This window comes from Caballeronia zhejiangensis (assembly GCF_000698575.1).
GTDB classification, from domain to species: domain Bacteria; phylum Pseudomonadota; class Gammaproteobacteria; order Burkholderiales; family Burkholderiaceae; genus Caballeronia; species Caballeronia zhejiangensis.
Genome location: NZ_JFHD01000003.1, coordinates 87211 through 108286 on the forward strand (window position 1 = coordinate 87211; position 21076 = coordinate 108286).

A 21076-nucleotide genomic window follows, 5' to 3' on the forward strand; every position below is an offset into this window, starting at 1 on the left:
CATGGGATCGACATGGCCACGTCTCTTTCGGAGCGGTCGCACCGCGCAGTCACGCGTCATGAATTCACGCTGATCGTCGCGTCTTCGTTCGGTGCGTTGCTCGAATGGTATGACTTCTATATCTACGCTGCGCTAGCGGGCACGTTCAGCACGTTGTTCTTTCCGAGCGGCAACGATACGGTGGCCTTTCTCGCGAGTCTCGCGACGTTCGGTGCGGGCTTCCTCGTACGTCCGCTCGGCGCGCTCTTCTTTGGCAGGCTCGGCGATCGCATCGGGCGAAAGTACACGTTCATGGCGACCATCGTGTTGATGGGCGTCGCGACCATCGGCGTGGGCTTGCTGCCGTCGTTCGACAAGATCGGCATGCCGGCGCCTGGCTTGCTCGTTGCGTTGCGGCTCTTGCAAGGCTTCGCGCTCGGCGGCGAAACGGGCGGCGCGGCGACCTATCTCGCGGAACATTCGCCTGTGGATCGGCGCGGCTTTTATACGAGCTCGCTGCAAACGACAGCGACGCTGGGCCTGCTCGCATCGATCGCGGCGGTCAGCATCAGCCGTGCATCGATGGACGAAGCCGCATTCCAGAGTTGGGGCTGGCGCGTGCCGTTCCTCGTGTCGATCGTGTTGCTCGCGATCTCGGTGTATCTGCGCACGAAGCTCGCCGAATCGCCGACCTTTCGTGAGATGAAGCGCGCGAACAGGTTATCGACTTCGCCGATAGGCGAGAGCTTCGGCGAATGGGCGAACCTCAAATACGTGTTGATCATGCTGTTCAGCACGGCATCGGGCGTGGGTGTCGTCTTCGGCACTGGACATTTCTACTCCATGTACTTTCTGCAGAACACGCTGAAAGTCGCGCCCAATACGGTGAACCTGTTCCTCGCGATTGCATTGATCGCGGTATTTCCGTTCTACCTCGTGTTCGGCTGGCTATCGGATCGCATTGGACGAAAGTGGATCATGATGCTCGCGTGCCTGTTGCTCGCCGCGACGACGCAACCGATCTTTCATGCGCTCACGCACTACGCGAATCCTCGGTTGGAAGCGTTTCAGAAGAGCGCACCTGTCACGGTCCACGCGGACGATTGCCGCTTTACGCTGTTCTCCGCGCCAGTGACGGAATGCGATCGCATACGCTCGTTTCTCAGCGCATCGGGTGTTTCGTATGACCGCGCTCCGTTGCAAGCGGGAGAAGCGGCATCGACGCAAATCGGCTCGATCGTCGTTCATGGAAGCGACAAACGCGAACTGGAAAAGGCGTTGATCGCCTCGGGCTGGTCGGCGCATGCGGATGCGTCGAAAATCAACGCGCCAATGGTCGTATTTCTGATGTGGCTTCTGCTGCTTTATCTCGCGATGGTCTACGGCCCGATGGCCGCATTCATGGTCGAGCTGTTTCCGGCGCGCATTCGATATACGTCGCTATCGTTGCCGTTCCATCTGGGTTCGGGCTGGTTCGGCGGAATGCTGCCGTTCGTGGTGTCGGCGATGGCTGTGGCGCGCGGCAACGTATACTTCGGGCTCTGGTATCCGATCGTGATCGCGGTAGTGTCGTTCGCGGTCGGCGCGCTCTTCGTGCCCGAAACGTACCGCCGCGATATCACGCGATAGTCAGTCGAAATGCTTCAGGGAAGTGCGGCCGTACTGGTTATTGCCTTCGACGAGCTGCATCATCATTCGCACGAAATGAGCGCGATCTTCGGGGCTCAGCGGGCCAAGGAATCTGACTTGAGCTTCACGCATGCTGCCGTACATGTCCTTCATCGTGCGGCGTCCTTTCGCCGTGATGTTCGCGATCTTGAGGCGCCCGTCGTGCGGACTCGGCTCGCGCTTGACGAGTCCGCGTTCCTCCAGACGGCGCAGCACGTCGGCCATCGTCGTGCGATCGACGCCCACTTCCGCACACAGCGATGTCTGGTCGAGACCGGGCCGCTCGCTCAATGTGGTCAGCAAGCCGTACTGCACGGGCGTGATGGCGAAGTCCTTGCAGCACTCGAAGAAGAGCGCGATATGGATCTGATTGAGCCGCCGGATCAGAAACCCCGGCCGCTGCCACAAGTGTCCGGTCTCGATGCCGCCATCGGAAACAGCAGCTTTTTTATCGGCAACGGTACTCATCCTTAACCCTTTATCGAAGAAGTTTTGCCACGCAGGAATCTAAAGATTGTAGGTGCAATCACAGTTGCGCTCCCAATTTTTTCCGGATACAAATCTATCCGTCAGCGTACTGACGAAATGCTGATGGCTGGAGCGCCGGATGTCAATGATTGAAGTCAATACGCGAAGTCAATAGAACGATGCGTCGCACAGGGTCATGCGCAGGTGAAGAAGGCGCGCATGAATAATCAGCATGCTGATTAAATGGCGAATGCGTTGAACGTCACCTCACTCAGAGTTTGGAGCCAAAGATGAGTTCTACCCCGGTACAGACGGACGACGTCGCCATTCATGGGCGGTCGATGTCACGCAACGATATCAAGACGCTGATGCTGGCGTCGCTAGGCGGCGCGCTGGAGTACTACGACTTCATCGTCGCGGTGTTCTTCACGAAGCTGCTCGCCACCGTGTTCTTTCCGCCGCAGACGCCCGAATGGCTCGCGCAGCTCGAAGTGTTCTGCATCTTCGCAGCGGGTTATCTCGTGCGTCCGATCGGCGGCATCTTCTTCGCGCACTTTGGCGATCGCATCGGCCGCAAGAAGATGTTCGCGCTGAGCCTTTTTCTCATGGCCGCGCCGACGTTGCTCATCGGCTTGTTGCCGAGCTATGCGACGCTCGGCATCGTCGCGCCGTTGCTCTTTCTCTTGTGCCGCGTTTTGCAGGGTCTTTCGGTCGGCGGGGAAGTGCCGGGTGCGTGGATCTTCTGCTCCGAGCATGTCAGGCGCGATCGTATCGGTCTCGCATGCGGTCTTCTGATGTCGGGTCTTTGCACCGGCATTCTGCTCGGCGCGCTGTCGGCGAAGTTCCTCATCGGCAACATGGAGCCGGCGGATCTGAAGAGCTGGGGCTGGCGTCTGCCGTTCATCGCGGGGGGCGCGTTCGGTCTGATCTCCGTTTATTTGCGCCGCTATCTGCAGGAAACGCCGGTGTTCGAAGCGCTGCGTGCGAAGCGTGAAGCGGATGCGCGTCTGCCGCTCGCGGTCGTGCTGAAAGAGCATCGCGGCGCGGTGATCGTCTCGCTGCTGGCGACGTGGGTGTTCTCCGGCATCTTCGTGCTGTACTTCCTCTACACGCCGACGTTCCTGCAATCGCAGTTCCACTTCGCGCCGAAGGATGTCTTCACGAACAACTCGTGGTCGATCTTCGGGCTGATCGTCGGCAGCACCTTCGCTGGATGGGCAGCCGACAAGATCGGCGGCGGGCGCGCGTATGCGATCGGCAGTGTCGCGATGCTGCTCGTCACCGGCGCGTTCTACATGAACCTGAACGCGGGCAGTCAGTCCGTGTGGGCGCTGTATATCCTCGGCGGCTTCCTGATCGGGACGATCACGCTCGGGCCTTACATCATCGTGAAGAGCTTTCCGCCGGAAGTGCGCTTCACCGGTTTCGCGCTCTCGTACAACACGGCGTATGCGATCTTCGGCGGCACCGCGCCCGCAATCGCCTCGTTTCTGGTAGGGCGGCAGGGCATCACGATGGCCCCCGCCTGGTACATTGGCGCGCTTTGCGTGCTCGGCGTGATCATCGGTCTCGCATGGCGTGCGCCCGTACATGCCGAATCGATGGCGCATTGAGGCCGGCCCTTCAATCCGCAGCGTTTTTCTGCGTCGATGCCGACGCGAGAAAACGCTTCCGTTCGAGCGAGACACATGTCTGTTGGCGGCGCTTCCGATAGCGGCATCGGCCGGTCATGGCTTTTGTACTTTTCGCTTGCGTTCGTGAGCATGACTTTTTCCGCGACGGGACCGGTCGCGATCATCATCGCCGCGTCGCGCGAGGGCGGCTTGAGCGTCGCGCAGACATCGTCGTGGCTGTTCGCGTCGATCGGCATGAACGGGCTGGCGAGCATCGTCATCAGCTGGAAGACGCGTCAGCCTTTGCTCTTTCTGTGGACGATTCCCGGCGCGATTCTCGCCGCGCCGGTGATCGCGCAATACGGATTCGGCGCAGCCGTGGGCACGTATCTCGTGTGCGCCGCGGTGCTGCTCGTGCTCGGCGTGACGAACCTCGTCGCGCTGCTCGACCGATGGGTGCCCATGGCGATCGTCATGGCGATGATCGCCGGACTCTTCATCAAGTACGTGCTGGCCGTCGTGCATTCGACGATAGCCGCGCCGCTCATAGGCGCCAGCATGTCGATCGCGTTCTTCGGGCTGATGTGGCTCGAGCGACGCAACGCAGCGCCCATGCCGCCGCTCATCGGCGCGATGCTGGCAGGCGCGGCGATTCTCTTCGCAACGGGCTTCCGTTTGCCGAGTCACAGCGGCGGTGCATGGACGGCGACGCCTGGGCTGGTCGCGCCGCGCTTCGATATTCGCGCGATCTCGCAACTCTTGTTGCCGATGCTCATCACCGTGATTTTCGTGCAGAACGCGCAGGGAATCGCGGTGACGCGGGCATCGGGATATCGCACGTCGTTGCGGCTCGTGACGATCTATAGCGGCGTGCTGAGCGCGATCACCGCGCCGTTCGGCGGCTGTCCTTCGGTGCTTGCGGGGCCGAGCAATGCGATTCTCGTGTCGGGCGGCACGCATGGCCGGCATTACATCGGCGCGTTGATCGCGGGCGTCATATGCGTGGCGATCGGCGTGTTCGCCACGGCATATGTGTTTCTGCTGGCGAATCTGCCCGGCGCGTATATCGCGATTCTCGCCGGGCTCGCGATGATGGGCGTGCTCGAAAAGTCTTTCGTCAGCGCGTTTCGTTCGGCGTTGCCGCTGAGCGCGATGATCGTGTTCGTCGTTACGCTCAGCGACGTGACCTTGCTTGGTATCGGCGCGGCTTTCTGGGGCGTCGTGGCGGGGTGCCTCGCTTACTACGCCGTGGAAAAGCCGCGCTCGGGCGACGTGCCCGCGTGAATCAACGCATCGCGCCCGCAAGGTTCTCCGCTTCGAGTCCAACGATCAGATCGAGTTCGCCGTTGGCAAACGGCTGCGTCGCCGGCACGCCCGCTGCTTTCAGCGCGGCGCCATCGAGCCGCGACGCATCGCCGAGCGCGACGCGCAAGCGCGTGGCCGCGAGCGGTTCGAGCTTGAGGATATTGGCCGCGCCGCCCAGCGCCGCGCGAATCTTTTCCGCGCGCGCCTTCTGCTGCGCTGCATCCTGCGCGGGCGCCGCAGCCGGGGCGCTCATCGCGTCGGAAGCTGTGGCGGTGGATGCTGCGCTCGCCACTGGCAGATCGGCGTCGCTTCCCGCGGTCTTCAGATAGTCCTGCATGTCGGTCTTCATGTTCTCCGACAGCGGCCCGAAAATCGCCTGCACGCCGTTGCCGACGCGCACGACGCCCGCAGCGCCGAGCGCCTTCAACCTTGCATCATCGACGAGCGACGGATCGTTCACCGTGATGCGCAGGCGCGTGATGCACGCATCGAGGCTCTTGATGTTCGAGCGGCCGCCGAACGCGAGCACGAGATCGCGCGAGCGTCCGCCGACGCCACTGGAACTTACCGCGGCAGTGGCCGCCGTATCGTCCTCACGTCCCGGCGTCTTGAGATTGAAGCGCGTAATCACGAAACGGAACACGACGTAATAGATCGCCGCATAAATCGGCCCGAGGATGAACACGTACCACGCGTGCGTCGCCTTGTTGCCGATCAGGTTGAACATCAAAAAGTCGATCGCGCCTTGCGAGAACGTGAAGCCCATGTGCATGTTCAGCGTATTGGCGACGAATTGCGCCGACGCCGCGAGACACGCGTGAATGAAGTACAGCACGGGCGCGACGAACAGGAACGCGAACTCGATCGGCTCCGTGATGCCGGTGAGGAAGGAAGTCAGCGCTGCCGACACCATCATGCCGCCGACCGCAACCTTCTTTTCGGGTTTGGCGCAATGCCAGATCGCGATCGCGGCGGCGGGCAGGCCGAACATCTTGAACAGGAAGGCGCCCGACAGAATGCCCGCGGTCGGATCGCCGGCGAAGAAACGGTTGATGTCGCCATGAACGATCTTGCCTGTCGTCGGATCGAGGAAGCTGCCCGCCTCGAAAAAAAACGGAACGTTCCAGATGTGATGCAAACCGAACGGAATCAGCAGACGTTCGACAAAACCGTACACGGTGGCTGCGGTGCGGGGATCGGAGACCGCCGCCCATTGCGAGAACGCCTTGATGACACCGCCGATCGGCGGCCACACGACCGACAGCACCGCGCCGAGCACGATCGCACCGATGGCCGTGACGATCGGCACGAAGCGCTTGCCGGCGAAGAAACCGAGATAGGCTGGCAGCGTGATGCGGTAATAGCGGTTGAACATCCACGCCGCGAGACCGCCCGCGAGAATGCCGCCGAACACGCCGGTCTGAATCGACGGAATGCCCATGATCATCGTCGGCTCGACGCCTTCGAGCTTCGCGATGACGCCGAGCGTCGCCGTCATCACGAGATAGCCGATGGTCGCGGCGATTCCCGATACGCCATCGTTTTCCGTGAAGCCGAGCGCCACGCCGATCGCGAAGATCAACGGCAGATTGCCGAAGATCACGTCGCCGGCGTTCTTCATCAGTTCGAGGATGATGGCGGGCACGTAGCCATGAAAATCGGTCGCGCCGAGACCGAGCAAGAGGCCGGCGACGGGCAGCACCGCGACCGGCAGCATCAGCGACTTGCCGACCTTCTGCACCACGCCGAATGCGTTTTTGAACATTTTTTTCTCCGCTTGTTCCGCTTATTCCGCGTACGGGGCGAGCAGGGCGCGCACTTCGGCGGCCGTGCCCAACGTGATTACCTTTGCCGCGAGCTGGCGGGCTTCGCCCATCGTGAGGCGCGCGAGTTGCGCCTTGATCGAGCCGACGGCAGGCACGCTGACCGACAGCTCGTCGATGCCGAGGCCGACGAGCACCGGCACCGCCATCGCATCGGACGCGATGCCGCCGCACACGCCGACCCACTTGCCATGCTTGTGCGCGCCATCGACGGTCATGCCGATCAGACGCAGCACCGCCGGATGCAGCGCGTCCGCCTGTTTCGCGAGCTTCGGATGTCCGCGATCCATCGCGACCGTGTACTGCGTCAGATCGTTGGTGCCGATGGAAAAGAAATCGACTTCGCGCGCGAGCGGCTCGGCGATGAGCGCGGCGGACGGCACTTCTATCATCACGCCGACCTTGACGCTGTCGATGCGATCGCCGGCTTCTTCCTGAAGAAGCCGCTTGGCCGCGCGCACTTCCTCGATGGACGCGACCATCGGGAACATGATGTGCAGATTGCCGATCGGCGCGGCCCGCAAAATCGCGCGCAATTGCGTGCGGAACATATCGGGACGATCGAGGCTCACGCGCACGCCGCGCAGCCCGAGGAACGGGTTGTCCTCTTTCGGCAGCGGCAGGTACGACAGCGGTTTGTCGCCGCCGACGTCGAGCGTTCGCACGACGAGCGGACGCTCGCGGCCGAGCGCTTCGGCCACGGCGCAATATTCGGCGGCCTGTTCGTCTTCCGACGGCGCGGTGTCGCGGTTATCGAACAAAAATTCGGAACGCAGCAGTCCGACGCCTTCCGCGCCCGCCGCGACCGCATCGCGCGCTTCCTGCGCATTCCGGATATTTGCAACGACTTCGACGCGATGCCCGTCCGCCGTGACGGCCTGCTTGCTCGCGGCGACTTTCTCTTCCTCGCGCTTTTTCGTCTGACGGTCGATGCGCTCGCGCGCCTTGGCCAGATCGTCCGCACTGGGATTGCGCCGCAGGCTGCCGTGCGAACCGTCGAGCACGACGAGCGTGCCATCGGGCAATTGCAGCGCATCTTCGTCGATGCCGCAGATCGCCGGAATGCCGAGCGAGCGCGCCAGAATCGCGACGTGACTCGTCGCGCCGCCGGTCGTCGTGCAGAAACCGAGCACCTTGCTGCGATCGAGCGAGGCCGTGTCCGAGGGCGAAAGCTCCTCGGCGATGAGGATCGATTCGTCCGCCACGTCGATATGCGCCTGCTTTACGCCCGCGAGCAGCGCCAGCACGCGGCGGCCGACATCGCGGATATCGCCCGCACGCTCGCGCAGAAGCGCGTTGTCGACCCTCTCCAGATTGCTCGCCTGCGTCTCGAACGCGGCGCGCCACGCAAAGCCCGCGCTCTTGCCGTCGCTGATGCCGGCGATGGCCGCGTCGGTGAGATCGGGATCGTCGAGCAGTTCGAGGTGCGCGTCGAGGATCTGCGCCTTGGACGGATCGGTCAGATTCGCCTTCAGCGCCTCGATTTGCTGACGCGCTTCGTGATGCGCGGCGTCGAGCCGTGCGCGTTCGCGTTGCGGCGATTCGCCCGCCTCGGCCACGTCGATGACTTCGCGGCGGAACTGCACGATCTTGCCGACCGCGAGTCCCGGCGACGCGGAGACGCCCGTGAATTCGTTGGCGTTCGTGGACGGGGCGCGCGCCGGTGCGACCGGTTCGGCCGCGGCAACGGCGGGCGCGGGCGCGTCGCCGGGCTTTTCGCCCGAGCCCGACGCGAGCAGGCGCGCGAGCGCGGCGGCGGCTTCGCCGGCATCGGGGCCGGCGGCCTCGACGCGCAATTTGTCGCCGAAGCTCGTCGCGAGCGCCATCAGCGCGACGACGGATTTCGCGTTCGCGCTGTCGTCGCCGCGCAGGACGCGAATGTCGGATTTGTATTTCTTGGCTTCGGCGGCGAATACCGCAGCGGGCCGCGCGTGCAGGCCTTGCGGATTCGGCAGCGTGATTTCGTCTGACCGGATGGCGCCTGCTGGGCCGCCGCTCGCGTCGTCCGCGGCGGCGCCGACGAATTCGACCGTCAACGCGACGTCCTTGCCCGCCGTGACGAGGCCCGTGGCGGGCACGTAGCGGGTCACGAGCTCACCGTTGGCGATGACCATCTGCGTGAGCAGGCTCACGGCCCGCGCGCCGACGACGACCGGATCGAAGCGGATCAGCGGCTGGCCGGTCGTGACGGTGTCGCCTTCCTTGACGAGCGGCGTGAAGCCTTCCCCGCGCAGCATCACGGTGTCGAGGCCGATGTGGATCAGCACCTGGAGACCGCTTTCGCCGGTGATCGTCGCCGCGTGCGCCGCTCGATGCAGCTGCGTGACTGTCCCCGAGAGCGGGGCGAGCAATTCGTCCGAAGTGGGATCGATCGATACGCCGTCGCCGACCATCTTCTGCGCGAAAACTGGATCGGGCACGGTGTCGAGTTGGACCATCACGCCTGACAACGGCGCTATCAACTCGATTCGTGCCAAACGTTGAGGAGCTTTCATGTGAACGACTCCTTGTCCTTTGACGATGAGCTGGAACCGGCCTGAGATCCATCATAGGCAACGGCTCCATGATTCGCTGACCGAATGGATGTGCGTTCGCAAAAGCACGCAGTACGTGCCGGAATGCCCACATCGATTCGGATTCTGAAACGCCGCGTTCTGCTTTCAAGAGCAGTGGCGGCAAAAAGCGCGCTATTGTTTCGCGGCGCAATGACGATTTCTAGAGACGACATTCGAATCGCGGCGATCCGTCGCAGGTAACGGGGGCTCGCGCTCCTAAGCTTGTTAAGTAACAAATGCAAGAGAAAGGAGCGCAAACCATGACCTACCGCAACAAGACTGAAGCTCATTGGGAGCCGCTGTTGACAATCGCGCGCGACGAGCTAGGCATTCAATCGTTCGATCCGATCGGCAAGCCGAGCGCGGACATCCGCATGTGTCGCGTCGACGAAATCGGGCGCGCGCTCGAACGCGCTTACGACTTGGGTCTTTTGGTCGGAAACGGCGTGAAGCGCGCGGCGAGCACCGTCTGAAGACGGTTGGCGAGACGGTTTCTGAGGTCGCGAGCCCGTGCTCGAGCCGCTCGAATCCGCCGGGAATCCATACCCGTGCAACTCCCGATATAGAAGTAAGCAGCCGCTGGCTAAGATCGCTGGTTGATCATCGCTTAGGCCGCACCGAGTACATGAAGGACGAACGCCTCGTCGAAATGAGGATTTTCAAGGCCGTCGCGGAAACCGGCGGATTCACCGCTGCGGCGCTCATGCTCAACCTTCAGCAGCCGTATGTCAGCCGCGCGGTCTCGGCGCTCGAAAAGCGCCTCGGCGTCGCGCTGCTCAGGCGCTCGACGCGCAGTCTGCAGGTCACGCAGGAAGGCAACGAATATCTCGCGCTGTGCAAGCGCATTCTCGACGACATCGACACCGGCGAAGCCCAACTCGCGCGCGCGGGTCAGCACATGACCGGCAGTATCCGCGTGACGGTCGCGACTTCGTTCGGCATGGATCAGATCGTGCCGCTCATTCCGGGCTTTCTGGAGCGCTATCCCGGCCTGCGGGTGCGCCTGTCGCTGTCGGATACGCTCGCGGATGTGATCGGCGAAGGATTCGATGTCGCGATCCGCATGGGAAGCCTGCAGGACTCGAATCTCGTCAGCCGCAAGCTGTGTCATCTGCAACGCGTCGTGACCGCGTCGCCTTCGTATATCGCGCGGCACGGCGTGCCTTCGGTGCCGGCGGATCTCGTCAACCACAATTGCCTGATGTGGGAGCCGCCGATGGATCATCTCAACCATTGGCCCTTCATGGTCGATGGCGAGCGCACGTCCATGCTCATCGACGGCAACTTTCAGACGAGCAGCGGCGTGAGCTCGGTGTACATGTGCCTCGCTGGCGTCGGCATCACGCGCATGGCCGAGCATATGGTGCTTCCGTCGATTCGCAGCAACATGCTCGTGCCGCTCTTGACCGACTTCCAGCCGAAGGACGAAACCGCGATTTATGCGCTGTATCCGCGCGACTCGTCGCTGCATCCGCGTGTGCGGGCGTTCATCGACTACGTGACGGAAAGGCTCAAGCGGCCGCCGTGGGCCGCCTGAGCCGGCGCTTCACTTGTCGTCGAGCGTCTTCGGCAGACGCATGGTCATCGCCGCGCCGAGCACGAGAAACGCGGAGATCACGTACATGCCGACTTCCGCGTGACCGACCATCACATTGAGCATGCCGACGAGATAAGGCGATACGAAGCCCGCGATATTCCCGACCGAATTGATGAACGCGAGCGCCGCCGCGACCGATGCGCCGACGAAGAGGCTCGTCGGCAGCGCCCAGAAGAGCGCGACGCACGAATAGACGCCCGCCGCCGCGATCGACAGACAGAGCGTCGTCATGATCGGGCCTGCCGAAAGCCACATGCTCGTGGCCAGTCCAACCGCGCCGATCAGCATGAAGAGGGCGAAATGCGCGCGGCGTCCGCCGGTGCGGTCGGCGCTGCGATTCGACACGAACAGCGCGATCGCCGCCACGACGTTCGGCACCGCCGAATACAGGCCGATGGACAACGGATCGGTCACGCCGCTGCGCTTGATGAGCGAGGGCATCCAGAAGCCGAGCGCGTAGAGGCCCATGATGAGGCAGAAGAAGATAGCGCAGAACCACCACAGCTTCCGGTTGGCGAGAAACGCGCGCACGCTCGGATGATCGATCTTGCCGGCGTTCTCCGCGCGAATTTCGGCCAGCACGTTCGAGCGCTCGTCCTCGCTGATCCATCGCGAGCGCGCGGGATCGTCATCGAGAAAGGCAAGCACGACGAACGCGAGCACGACGGCCGGAATCGCTTCGATCAGAAAAAGCCATTGCCACGCAGCCATATGCGCGTTGCCGGAGAACGCATGCAGGATGTAGCCGGAGATCGGACCCCCGACGACGAACGCGAGCGGCGCGCCCATCACGTAGATGGACATCGCGCGGCCGCGATAGCGGGCCGGAAACCACAGCGTGAGCAGATACATGATCGCGGGCGCGAAACCGGCTTCGGCGGCGCCGAGCAGAAAGCGCGCGATGTAGAACTGCATCGGCGTCTGCACGAAGATCATCGCCGCCGAGATGACGCCCCACGTCAGCATGATGCGGGCGATCCACTTACGCGCGCCGACACGGCGCATGATGAGGTTGCTCGGCACCTCGAAGAAGAAGTAGCCCGCGAAGAAGATGCCCGAGCCGAGGCCGTAGATCGCGTCGTCGAAACGCAGTGCGTCGAGCATCTGCAGTTTCGCAAAGCCAACGTTGACGCGGTCGAGATAGGCGACGAGATAACAGATCAGCAATAGCGGCAACAGCCGCCAGTAGGCTCGGTAGTAAGTGCGGCTCATGTCCGTCTGTCTGACGGCTTCTTCGCCATATAGCGCGTCCATGCGTGTCTCCAATATAGATTTTCTTGAGCGCTCTCGGGCGGCATGCGCGGGCAAGTTGCGACATGGCGCATGCCGCCGCCGTACCTCGCACACCGATGGGTCAGTCGAGGTAATCCGGCTCCTGCTCGTTGATTTCGTAGAGCATGGTCTGGAAATGCAGCCAGCTGATGAACGAATTGCCCAGATGGCGATGCGAATACTCCGCGAACTCCGGATCGATCTCGATCGGGCGCGACTCGGCCGCGTCCATCAGCAGTTGCATCCTGCAGCAATGATCGAGCGCGATGAACGTCCACACGGCATCGTCGATACTGTGACGGCTCGCGGTCAGCAGCCCGTGATTCTGGTGGATGATGGCCTTGTGATCGTTGAAGGCGCGCGCGATCGGATTACCCGATTCATTCGCGACCGGCACCTTGCCCGCGCCATCGCGCACCACCGTATGGCTGCCGTAGAACATGCACGCGTCCTGCGTCACGTAGTCGAGCGGCTTGCCCATCGCGGCCCAGGCGTCGCCGTTGACGGTATGCGCGTGACACGAGCCGATGATGTCGGGGTTCTCCGCGTGAATCGCCGAATGCAGCACATAGCCCGCGCGATTCACGGCGTACTTGCCTTCGATCACCGTGCCCGAATGATCGACGAGCACCAGTTGCGATGTCTTCGTGCGCGACCACGGCACGCACATCGGATTGGTCCAGAAAAGCTCCGGATGCTCGGGATCGCGCACCGTCAGATGGCCTCCGAAGCCGAAGCTGAAGCCATGACGCGCGAAGATCCGGCACGCGGCCGCGAGATGCTCCTTGCGATAGCGGCGTTCCTCGGCGGAACTCGAAAACGTCGGTTCTTGCGGAAAAATCAGGTCGTCCTGTGTCGGACTGTAGACCGAGTCCTTGGCGTCCATCAACATCGTTTCGTCTCCTCGTGAAGGTATGGAATGCCAGTATAGAAGCGGACTTTCGGCGGATTCAGGGGCTATCCGGAATAGGATTTATGCATATCGTCCGGCCCGCCGCTTCACCGGCGCCTGTGCCGCGCGTGCGATTTCGGCCATCCGGCGATTTTTGTCCACCGTTGACAAGGAAAAATTTGACGCATTAGACTGGGCTCCATACCTCGCGGCCTGACAAAGATGTCCGCCCGAGGATCCGGCACAGAAGCCCCCTGACGAACCCGCGGTTCGTCAGGGGGCTTTTTTTTGTCCGCGTTTTTCCCCCTGTTCTAGCGCTCATTTCTGGAGAATCCGCATGTTGCTGAAGCCGTCGGGCTGGATGCGTCTCGCCCTTACCGCAGGACTTGCACTGACTTCGCTCGCATCGAGTGCCGCCGATCCCGTGAAGATCGGCCTGCTGGAAGATGCCTCGGGAAACTTCGCACTGGCGACCATTCCGAAAATTCACGCCACGCAACTCGCAGTCGATGAGATCAACGCGAAGGGCGGCATCCTCGGACGTCCTGTCTCGCTGATCGCCTACGACACGCAATCCGACAACACCAAGTTCCAGGAACTGGCACGGCGTCTCGTTCAGACCGACAAGCCCGATGTGATCTTCGGCGCATTCTCGAGCGCATCTCGCGAAGCGATTCGGCCGATCATGGACCGCGCGAAACAGCTTTACTGGTACGACAATCAGTACGAAGGTGGCGTGTGCGATACCAACACGTTCGTCACGGGCGCCGTGCCCGAACAGCAATTCTCGACGCTGATCCCGTGGATGATGCAGAAGTACGGCAAGAAGGTGTACACCATCGCCGCCGACTACAACTTCGGGCAGATTTCCGCCGAGTGGGTCCGCAATATCGTCAAGGAGAACGGCGGCACGATGGCCGGCGAGGAATTCATTCCGCTGTCGGTATCGCAGTTCGGACAGACGATCCAGAACATCCAGAAGGCGAAGCCCGACTTCGTGGTGACGTTGCTGGTCGGCGCGAATCAGGCGTCGTACTACGAGCAGCAGGCGTCGGCACATCTGAATCTGCCGATGGCGAGTTCGGTCAACGTCGGTCAGGCGTACGAGCACAAGCGCTTCAAACCGCCTGCGCTGAAGGACATGTACGTGACGGCGAACTACGTCGAAGAAGTCGATACGCCCGCCAGCAACGACTTCAAGAAGCGCTTCCACGCGAAGTTCCCGAACGAGCCGTACATCAATCAGGAAGCAGCGAACGCGTACGACGCCATCTATCTCTACAAGGCAGCCGTCGAAAAAGCCAAAACGACGAATCAGGACGCGGTGCGCAAGGCGCTCGAAAGCGGCATCTGCACGGAAGGCGCGCAGGGCAAGGTGTGCATGGACCCGAAGAGCCATCACGCGAGCCACACCATTTACCTCGTGCATGTGAAGGACGATCACTCGGTCGATATTCCGAAGGTCTGGGACGACGTCCAGCCGTACTGGCTCGGCAAGGTGGGCTGCGATCTGCCCAACAAGCCGGATCATCGCCAGTACACGCCGTCGAACCTGCCCAAGAAGTCCTGATCGTCCTGATCCGGGCCGGCGCGCGCGCCGCACACGACGGGCGCGCGCAGGTCTCTTGAACGTGGAGCATGCATGGCCACCTTTTCGGTTCTCTATTCGCTCGTCTATCAGTTCGGCGACAGCTTCGCCTATCTGGTGCTCGCGGCGCTCGGTCTCGCGGTCATCTTCGGCATGATGGGCGTCATCAATCTCGCGCATGGCGAGTTCATCATGTGCGGCGCCTACGTGACGATCATCGCGGCCAAGCGCGGCTTGCCGCTTCCTCTCGCCATGCTGCTCGGGGCGCTCGCGGCGGCGTTCGCGGGCGTGGTGATCGAGCGGCTCGTGATTCGCCACTTGTACGACCGCTTGTTCGATTCCGTCGTGGCGACGTGGGCAATCAGCCTCATCGTGCAGCAGACCATGCTGCTCGTCGCCGGACCTTCGATAGAAGGCATCGGCACGCCGTTCGGATCGTTCTCGCTCGGCGATTATTCGTTTTCGACGTACCGCGCCGTGCTGCCCGGCATCGCCCTGGCCATCCTGTTCGCGCTCTATCTGCTGTTCTTCAAGACGAACTACGGCGTCTGCGCCCGCGCGACGATCCAGAACGCCAGCATCGCGCAATGTCTCGGCCTGCGCACGGACCGTCTCTATACGCTGACGTTCGCGCTCGGCGCGGGACTCGCGGGCCTGACCGGCGCGCTCTATGCGCCGACCATGACCGCCGTGCCGACGATGGGCAGCAACTTCATCGTGCAGGCGTTCGTGTCGGTGGTCGTCGGCGGCGCGAACGTGATCGCGGGGACGACGCCCGCCGCGGCCGTGCTCGCCGTCATCCAGACCGCGCTCACGGCCTCGTATGGTCAGTTGTTCGGGCAGATCGGCCTGCTGGTGACGGTCATCGTCGTGATCCGGCTGATGCCGCAAGGTCTCGGCAACCTCTTTTCCCGCGCGCGCTAGGAGGCAATGTGAAGCAAACGAAAGAGCCTTCGCGGCTATCTCCCGCGAGCGCCACGACTCGCGCGGCGCACTACGTGCCCTGGCTCGTGGCGCTCACGCTGCCGCTCGTCGTGGATGCCACAACGAGCGGCAATCTCGCGTACTGCCTGTTGTGGGCGTTCGGCGCGGTCGGCCTCGCCGCAATGTGGGGCTATGGCGGCATCCTGTCCTTCGGGCAGACCGCCTTCTTCGGATTGGCGGGCTACAGCTACGGCATCTTCACGCTGAATTACGGCGATGCCTGGTTCGATTCGTGGCTCGGTCTCGGCGCGGGACTGGTGGTGAGCATCGTCGCGGCGGCGCTGATCGGCTACATGATCTTCTATGGCCGCATCAAGGGCGTGTTCATCGGCATCGTCACGTTGTCGGTGACGCTCGTGCTCGAAACGTTCATGTCGCAGACGGCCGGTCCGCAATGGGCGATCGGCGAAGCGCGCCTGAACGGCTACAACGGCATGGGCGGCATGCCGCCGCTCACGGTTCCCTGGCCGGGCGGACCGCTCACGCTGGAAAACGCGAGCTTCTACTACCTCGTGCTGATTCTGCTGATCGTCGTCTATGCCGCGATGCGCAAGCTGCTCGACGGCACGTTCGGCCTCACGCTCATCGCCATTCGCGAGAATCCGCAGCGCGCCGAGATGCTGGGCGTCGATATCCGCCGGCATCAGTTGCTCGTGTTCGTGCTCGGCTGCGCGCTCGGCGGATTGTCGGGCGCCCTGTACACGATCTGGGGCTCCTACATCACGCCCTCGACGATGGGCCTCACGTCCGCCGCCATGCCTGTGATCTGGGTGGCGACGTCGGGCAGAAAGAGCATCGGCGGGACCATTCTCGGCACGGCGCTCCTCGTGTGGCTTTCGCAGAATCTCGCGGTGTACGGCAGCCAGTACGCGCTGATCCTGCTCGGCGCGATCCTGTTGATCGTCGTGCTCGCGGCGCCGGAAGGTCTGCTGCCGTTCGTCGCGCGGCATCTGCGGCGTATGCAGGGCCGCGCGGGTCAGGATGCGCCGCGCGGCGGCGCATGTCTCAAACGGGAGGAGGGCAAGTCATGACCACGCTGCTGGAAACGCGCGGACTCAAGAAGCACTTCGGCGGCGCGCACGTCATCAACGGCATCGACTTCCGCATCGATGCAGGCGAGATTCGCTGCGTGATCGGGCCGAACGGCGCGGGCAAGAGCACGTTCTTCAAGCTCATCACGGGGGAGCACCGGCCGTCGGAAGGCAGCGTGATGTTTCTCGGCCAGGACATGAGTCATGTGCTGCCGCACGAACGCATTCGCATGGGCATGAGCATCAAGTTCCAGATTCCCGGCGTGTTCCCGGACCTGAGCGTGCGTCAGCACTTGCAACTGTCGCTGCATCGCGCGAAGGACGATCGCCCCGAAAGCCTCGATGAACTCTTGCAGCGCTTCATGCTGGAAAACGAGGAACATGTGCTCGCGCGCAATCTGTCGCACGGCAAGAAGCAATGGCTCGAAATCGCGATGGCCGTATCGCTGCGTCCGAAGCTGCTCTTTCTCGATGAACCCGTCGCCGGCATGTCCGTCGAGGAAACCCATGCGACCGGCGAGCTCATCAAGCGTCTGTCGGCTGCGGGTCTCACGATGATGGTGGTCGAGCACGACATGACCTTCGTCAAGCAGATCGCGTCGCGCGTGACGGTGTTGCACGGAGGAAGCCTGCTCGCCGATGGCCCGCTCGACGAGATCCTCGCACGCGACGATGTCGCGGAAGTCTATCTGGGGAAGAAGAAATGAGCGCGTTGCTTCAAGTGTCGGGCGTGGAAGCGGGATACGGCGGCGGACGCGTGCTCAACGGCGTGTCGTTGAGCGTCGGGGCGGGCGAAGTGCTGGCGCTCATCGGGCGCAACGGCGTCGGCAAGACGACGCTGATGCGCGCGTTGATCGGGCTGATCGATCTCGATGCGGGGAGCATCGAACTCGATGGCGAATCCATCGGCCACGAAAAGCCGTATGTTCGCGCGCAGAAGGGCATGGGCTACGTGCCGCAAGGCCGCGAGATTTTCGGCGCGTTGACGGTCGCGGAAAACCTGCAGGTCGGCGCGCAGGCGAATCGCGCGCAGGCGGCGCAGATGAAGGACAAGGTGGTCGGCTATTTTCCGATTCTGAAGAAGCGCTACCAGCAGAAGGCCGGAACCATGAGCGGCGGCGAACAGCAGCAGCTTGCGATCGCGCGGGCGCTCATCAGTTCGCCGAAAGTGGTATTGCTCGATGAGCCGTCCGAAGGCATCCAGCCATCGATCGTCGATCTGATCGGCGAGACGCTTCAGCAGATCGCGCGTGAAACGGGCATCGGCGTGGTGCTGGTCGAGCAGGACATGGGGATGGTCGAACGCATCGCGACGCGCTGCTGCGTGATGGACAAGGGCCGCATCGTCGAGACGCTGAGCCCCGCGCAGCTCGCGGACGAACAACTGATTCGCCAGTATCTGGCACTGTGACGGAGACGAAACATGAAATGGCTTGAAGACTCGATCATGATGAAGCGTGGCGTCGGCGCCGATCGCGAGCCGGTGGAACACCATCTGACCGAGGAAATGCAGAAGACGTATCACTACACGATCGGCCCGTACTCGCAGCCGGTCTTGCATGTGAAGCCCGGCGATCGCGTCGTCGTGGAAACGCGCGACGCGTTCGAAGGCAAGATCAGGGAGGAGACGGACAAGCCGTCGCAAGTGCTGCAGGTGCCGTTCCTCAATCCGCAGAACGGGCCGATCATGATCGAGGGCGCGGAGAAGGGCGATGTGGTCGCCGTCTACATCGAAAAGATGGCGCCGCGCGGCGACGATCCGCACGGCTTCTGCTGCATGATCCCGAACTTCGGCGGATTGACGGGCACGGACTACACCGCGCTCCTGAACGAGCCGCTGCCCGAAGTGGTGCGCAAGATCAAGATCGACGAAGAAAACGTGTACTGGAGCAAACGCAACACGCTGCCGTACAAGCCGCATATCGGCACGCTGAGTCTTTCACCCGAAATCGATTCGATCAATTCGCTCACCCCCGACAATCACGGCGGCAACATGGACGTGCCCGACATGGGGCCGGGCAGCATCACGTACTTGCCGGTGCGCTCGCCGGGCGGACGGCTGTTCATCGGCGATGCACACGCCTGTCAGGGCGACGGCGAAGTCTGCGGCACGGCCGTCGAATATCAGAGCACGACGACCGTGCGCGTCGATCTCATCAAGAAGTGGCAGATCGACTGGCCGCGCCTCGAAAACGAAGATGCGCTGATGAGCATCGGCAGCGCGCGGCCGCTGGAAGACGCGACGCGCATCGCGTACCGTGAACTCGTGCTGTGGATGGCCGCGGAATACGGCTTCGACAAGTGGGACGCGTACATGATGCTGAGTCAGGTCGGCAAGGTTCGACTGGGCAATTTTGTCGATCCAAAATATACGGTTGGCGCAATGGTCGCCAAGCACTACCTCAAATAACGCGTCAGTCAGACGAATCCAGAGCAGTTGGTATCACGCGCGGGGCCGCCGTTCCGCGCGCATTCGAGAGCGTGTCACGAAATGGCTTTGTCCGATCCCATCCGAGTGGGCCTGTTGTGCTCGACGAGCGGCTCGACCGCGTTGCTCGAGCAGTCTCAATGGCGTGGTGCGCGCCTCGCCGTCGAAGAGATCAATGCGCGCGGCGGCATAGGCGGGCGCGAGCTCGTCGCCGTCCACTACGATCCCGCGTCCGATCCGGCTGCGTTCCGCGAGCTTGCGGAGCGTCTGATCGTGAAGGACGGCGTCAATACGATTTTCGGCGGATACACATCGACGAGCCGCAAGGCGATGCTGCCCGTCGTCGAAAAGCACAACCGTCTGCTGATTTACGCGCAGATGTACGAGGGCTTCGAGTATTCGGACAACATCATCTACAGCGGCGCGTCGCCCAATCAGAACGGCGTGCAACTCGCGGACTTCATGACGGAGACGTTCGGCGCGCGCGTGTATTTCGTCGGTTCGAGCTATGTCTATCCGTACGAATGCAACCGCACCATGCAGGAGCTGCTGCTTCAGCATCCGGAAGGCGCGATCCTCGGCGAACGCTATCTTTCGCTCGACGCCACGCGCGAGCAGTTCGAACAGGTCGTCGCGGACATCCGGCGCAAGTCGCCGGACTGGATCTTCAGCACGGTCATCGGCGCGACCGTGCCGTATCTCTACGATGCCTACGCGCACGCGGACTTCGATCCGTCGCGCATGCCGATCGGCAGCCTGAACACATCGGAGACGGAAATCCACGCGATGCAGCGTGGCATCGCGGCGGGGCACATCACGGCGGCGCCGTATTTTCAGAGCATCGACACGGAAGAGAATCATCGCGCGGTGGCGCATCATCAGTCGCGCTACGGCTCCGATACCCCGACCGACATGAACTGGGAGGCCGCGTACTATCAGATGCACATGTTCGCCGAAGCCTACGCGCGCTCGGGCTCCGACGAGATCGGGGCGATCATGCCGCATCTGCTCGGCTCGGAATACGCTGCGCCGCAAGGCCGCGTGCGCATCGATCCGGTCAATCATCACATGGCGCTCTATCCGCGCATCGGCCGCGCGAATGCCGACGGCCAGTTCACGATCCTGCGCGAGTCCAAGTTCGCCGTCGGCCCCGATCCGTACATGACGCGTCAGACGCTCGGGGACTGGGTCACGAAGCTGAGCACGCGAGAGTACTGACGTGAGCGCGCGAACAGACAGAGGCCAGCGAAGCCTGACGGGTTCGATTCTCGAGCGCAATGCGCGCGTCGTCGTGTTTCATCCCGATGACGATGACGGACTGACGCTCACGAATCATCTGAGGCGCATGGGCTTTCAGGTGGAGCGATGCTGGCCGCCCACGGACACGCTGCCCGAGAAGACCGATCTGGTGTTTCGCGCGTTGCTGCCCGAAGAGCGTGCGCCGAAGGGCGAGTGGAGCGGTCCGGATGCGCCGCCCGTCATCTGCGTGGTGGCGTATGAGAACCCGACGTTCATCGATCAGGCCATCAAGCTGGGATCGGACGGCATCGTCACGACGCCCATTCGCGCCTCCGGTCTCTTGTCCACCGTGGTGATGGCGCTCTATCACGCGAGGCGCGCGCGTCAGCATACGCAACGCATCGCGAGGCTCGAACAGAAGCTGCTCGACAGCCGGCATCTGCAGGAAGCCAAGAACATTTTGATGATCATGCATCGCGTGAGCGAGCGCGAAGCGTACGACATGCTGCGCGCGCAGGCGATGGAAAAGCGCGTGACCATCGACGATATCTGCCACTCCGTCATTCAGGCGGGCGAAGTCCTGCAGATCGCGCGCGGACTTTCAACGGAGGACGGGCGCGACCGGGAGTGAGCG

The 21076-nt window shown here is 62.7% G+C and carries 18 protein-coding genes; 13 read left to right on the forward strand and 5 right to left on the reverse strand.

Annotated features, from left to right (window positions below; genetic code table 11):
- The first annotated feature begins 12 nt into the window (after positions 1-12).
- Positions 13-1608, forward strand: coding sequence for an MFS transporter (locus tag BG60_RS06375; protein ID WP_008348160.1), 1596 nt, complete (start codon positions 13-15; stop codon positions 1606-1608).
- On the opposite strand, the gene BG60_RS06380 is transcribed toward BG60_RS06375, so the two are convergent.
- Positions 1609-2115: a MarR family winged helix-turn-helix transcriptional regulator gene (locus BG60_RS06380; protein ID WP_200889168.1), complete on the reverse strand. Its 507-nt coding sequence runs from the start codon at positions 2113-2115 to the stop codon at positions 1609-1611. It lies immediately after the preceding gene.
- A gap of 290 nt (positions 2116-2405) precedes the next feature.
- On the opposite strand from BG60_RS06380, the gene BG60_RS06385 reads away from it, so the two are divergent.
- Positions 2406-3728 (forward strand): MFS transporter, encoded by a 1323-nt coding sequence (locus BG60_RS06385; RefSeq protein ID WP_033536208.1) that lies wholly within the window; start codon positions 2406-2408, stop codon positions 3726-3728.
- A 75-nt stretch (positions 3729-3803) separates the two neighbouring features.
- The gene (locus BG60_RS06390; RefSeq protein ID WP_008348155.1) at positions 3804-5012 is read left to right on the forward strand and encodes a benzoate/H(+) symporter BenE family transporter; all 1209 of its coding nucleotides are present in this window, start codon (positions 3804-3806) and stop codon (positions 5010-5012) included.
- Position 5013: 1 nt separating this feature from the next.
- On the opposite strand, the gene ptsG is transcribed toward BG60_RS06390, so the two are convergent.
- Both ptsG and ptsP read right to left on the reverse strand, forming a co-directional pair.
- Positions 5014-6798, reverse strand: a complete 1785-nt coding sequence (ptsG, locus tag BG60_RS06395; RefSeq protein ID WP_034470929.1) for a PTS glucose transporter subunit IIBC — start codon at positions 6796-6798, stop codon at positions 5014-5016.
- 21 nt (positions 6799-6819) lie between these two features.
- On the reverse strand, positions 6820-9351 hold the full coding sequence (gene ptsP, locus BG60_RS06400; protein WP_033536207.1) for a phosphoenolpyruvate--protein phosphotransferase: 2532 nt from the start codon (positions 9349-9351) through the stop codon (positions 6820-6822).
- Positions 9352-9671: 320 nt separating this feature from the next.
- On the opposite strand from ptsP, the gene BG60_RS06405 reads away from it, so the two are divergent.
- Entirely contained in the window at positions 9672-9884 is a 213-nt protein-coding gene (locus tag BG60_RS06405) for a DUF6900 domain-containing protein (RefSeq protein WP_008348149.1), read from the forward strand.
- Positions 9885-10036: 152 nt separating this feature from the next.
- Positions 10037-10948 (forward strand): LysR family transcriptional regulator, encoded by a 912-nt coding sequence (locus BG60_RS06410; RefSeq protein ID WP_008348147.1) that lies wholly within the window; start codon positions 10037-10039, stop codon positions 10946-10948.
- A 9-nt stretch (positions 10949-10957) separates the two neighbouring features.
- Here the strand turns inward: BG60_RS06410 and BG60_RS06415 are convergent, their stop codons facing one another.
- Positions 10958-12262 (reverse strand): MFS transporter, encoded by a 1305-nt coding sequence (locus tag BG60_RS06415; RefSeq protein ID WP_008348144.1) that lies wholly within the window; start codon positions 12260-12262, stop codon positions 10958-10960.
- A gap of 100 nt (positions 12263-12362) precedes the next feature.
- On the reverse strand, positions 12363-13172 hold the full coding sequence (locus BG60_RS06420) for a class II aldolase/adducin family protein (protein ID WP_008348142.1): 810 nt from the start codon (positions 13170-13172) through the stop codon (positions 12363-12365).
- Positions 13173-13509: 337 nt separating this feature from the next.
- On the opposite strand from BG60_RS06420, the gene BG60_RS06425 reads away from it, so the two are divergent.
- The 8 genes from BG60_RS06425 (at position 13510) to BG60_RS06460 (ending at position 21073) form a co-directional block, all read left to right on the forward strand.
- Positions 13510-14742, forward strand: coding sequence for an urea ABC transporter substrate-binding protein (locus BG60_RS06425; protein ID WP_008348141.1), 1233 nt, complete (start codon positions 13510-13512; stop codon positions 14740-14742).
- Between the two features lie 72 nt (positions 14743-14814).
- The gene (locus BG60_RS06430; protein WP_008348139.1) at positions 14815-15684 is read left to right on the forward strand and encodes an ABC transporter permease subunit; all 870 of its coding nucleotides are present in this window, start codon (positions 14815-14817) and stop codon (positions 15682-15684) included.
- Positions 15685-15692: 8 nt separating this feature from the next.
- Positions 15693-16775: an ABC transporter permease subunit gene (locus tag BG60_RS06435; RefSeq protein ID WP_008348137.1), complete on the forward strand. Its 1083-nt coding sequence runs from the start codon at positions 15693-15695 to the stop codon at positions 16773-16775.
- Positions 16772-17482, forward strand: a complete 711-nt coding sequence (locus BG60_RS06440; protein WP_008348134.1) for an ABC transporter ATP-binding protein — start codon at positions 16772-16774, stop codon at positions 17480-17482. The genes BG60_RS06435 and BG60_RS06440 overlap by 4 nt, the downstream gene beginning before the upstream one ends.
- Positions 17479-18186 carry an ABC transporter ATP-binding protein gene (locus tag BG60_RS06445; protein ID WP_008348132.1) on the forward strand — a complete coding sequence of 236 codons (708 nt, stop codon included), beginning with the start codon at positions 17479-17481 and terminating at the stop codon, positions 18184-18186. Before BG60_RS06440 ends, BG60_RS06445 begins: the two co-directional genes overlap by 4 nt.
- 12 nt (positions 18187-18198) lie before the next feature.
- Positions 18199-19185, forward strand: coding sequence for an acetamidase/formamidase family protein (locus tag BG60_RS06450; RefSeq protein WP_008348131.1), 987 nt, complete (start codon positions 18199-18201; stop codon positions 19183-19185).
- An 81-nt stretch (positions 19186-19266) separates the two neighbouring features.
- Positions 19267-20421 carry a transporter substrate-binding domain-containing protein gene (locus BG60_RS06455; protein ID WP_008348129.1) on the forward strand — a complete coding sequence of 385 codons (1155 nt, stop codon included), beginning with the start codon at positions 19267-19269 and terminating at the stop codon, positions 20419-20421.
- A gap of 1 nt (position 20422) precedes the next feature.
- A complete protein-coding gene (locus tag BG60_RS06460) occupies positions 20423-21073 on the forward strand; it encodes an ANTAR domain-containing response regulator (protein WP_008348127.1) in 651 nt (216 codons plus the stop codon).
- Positions 21074-21076 lie beyond the last annotated feature (3 nt).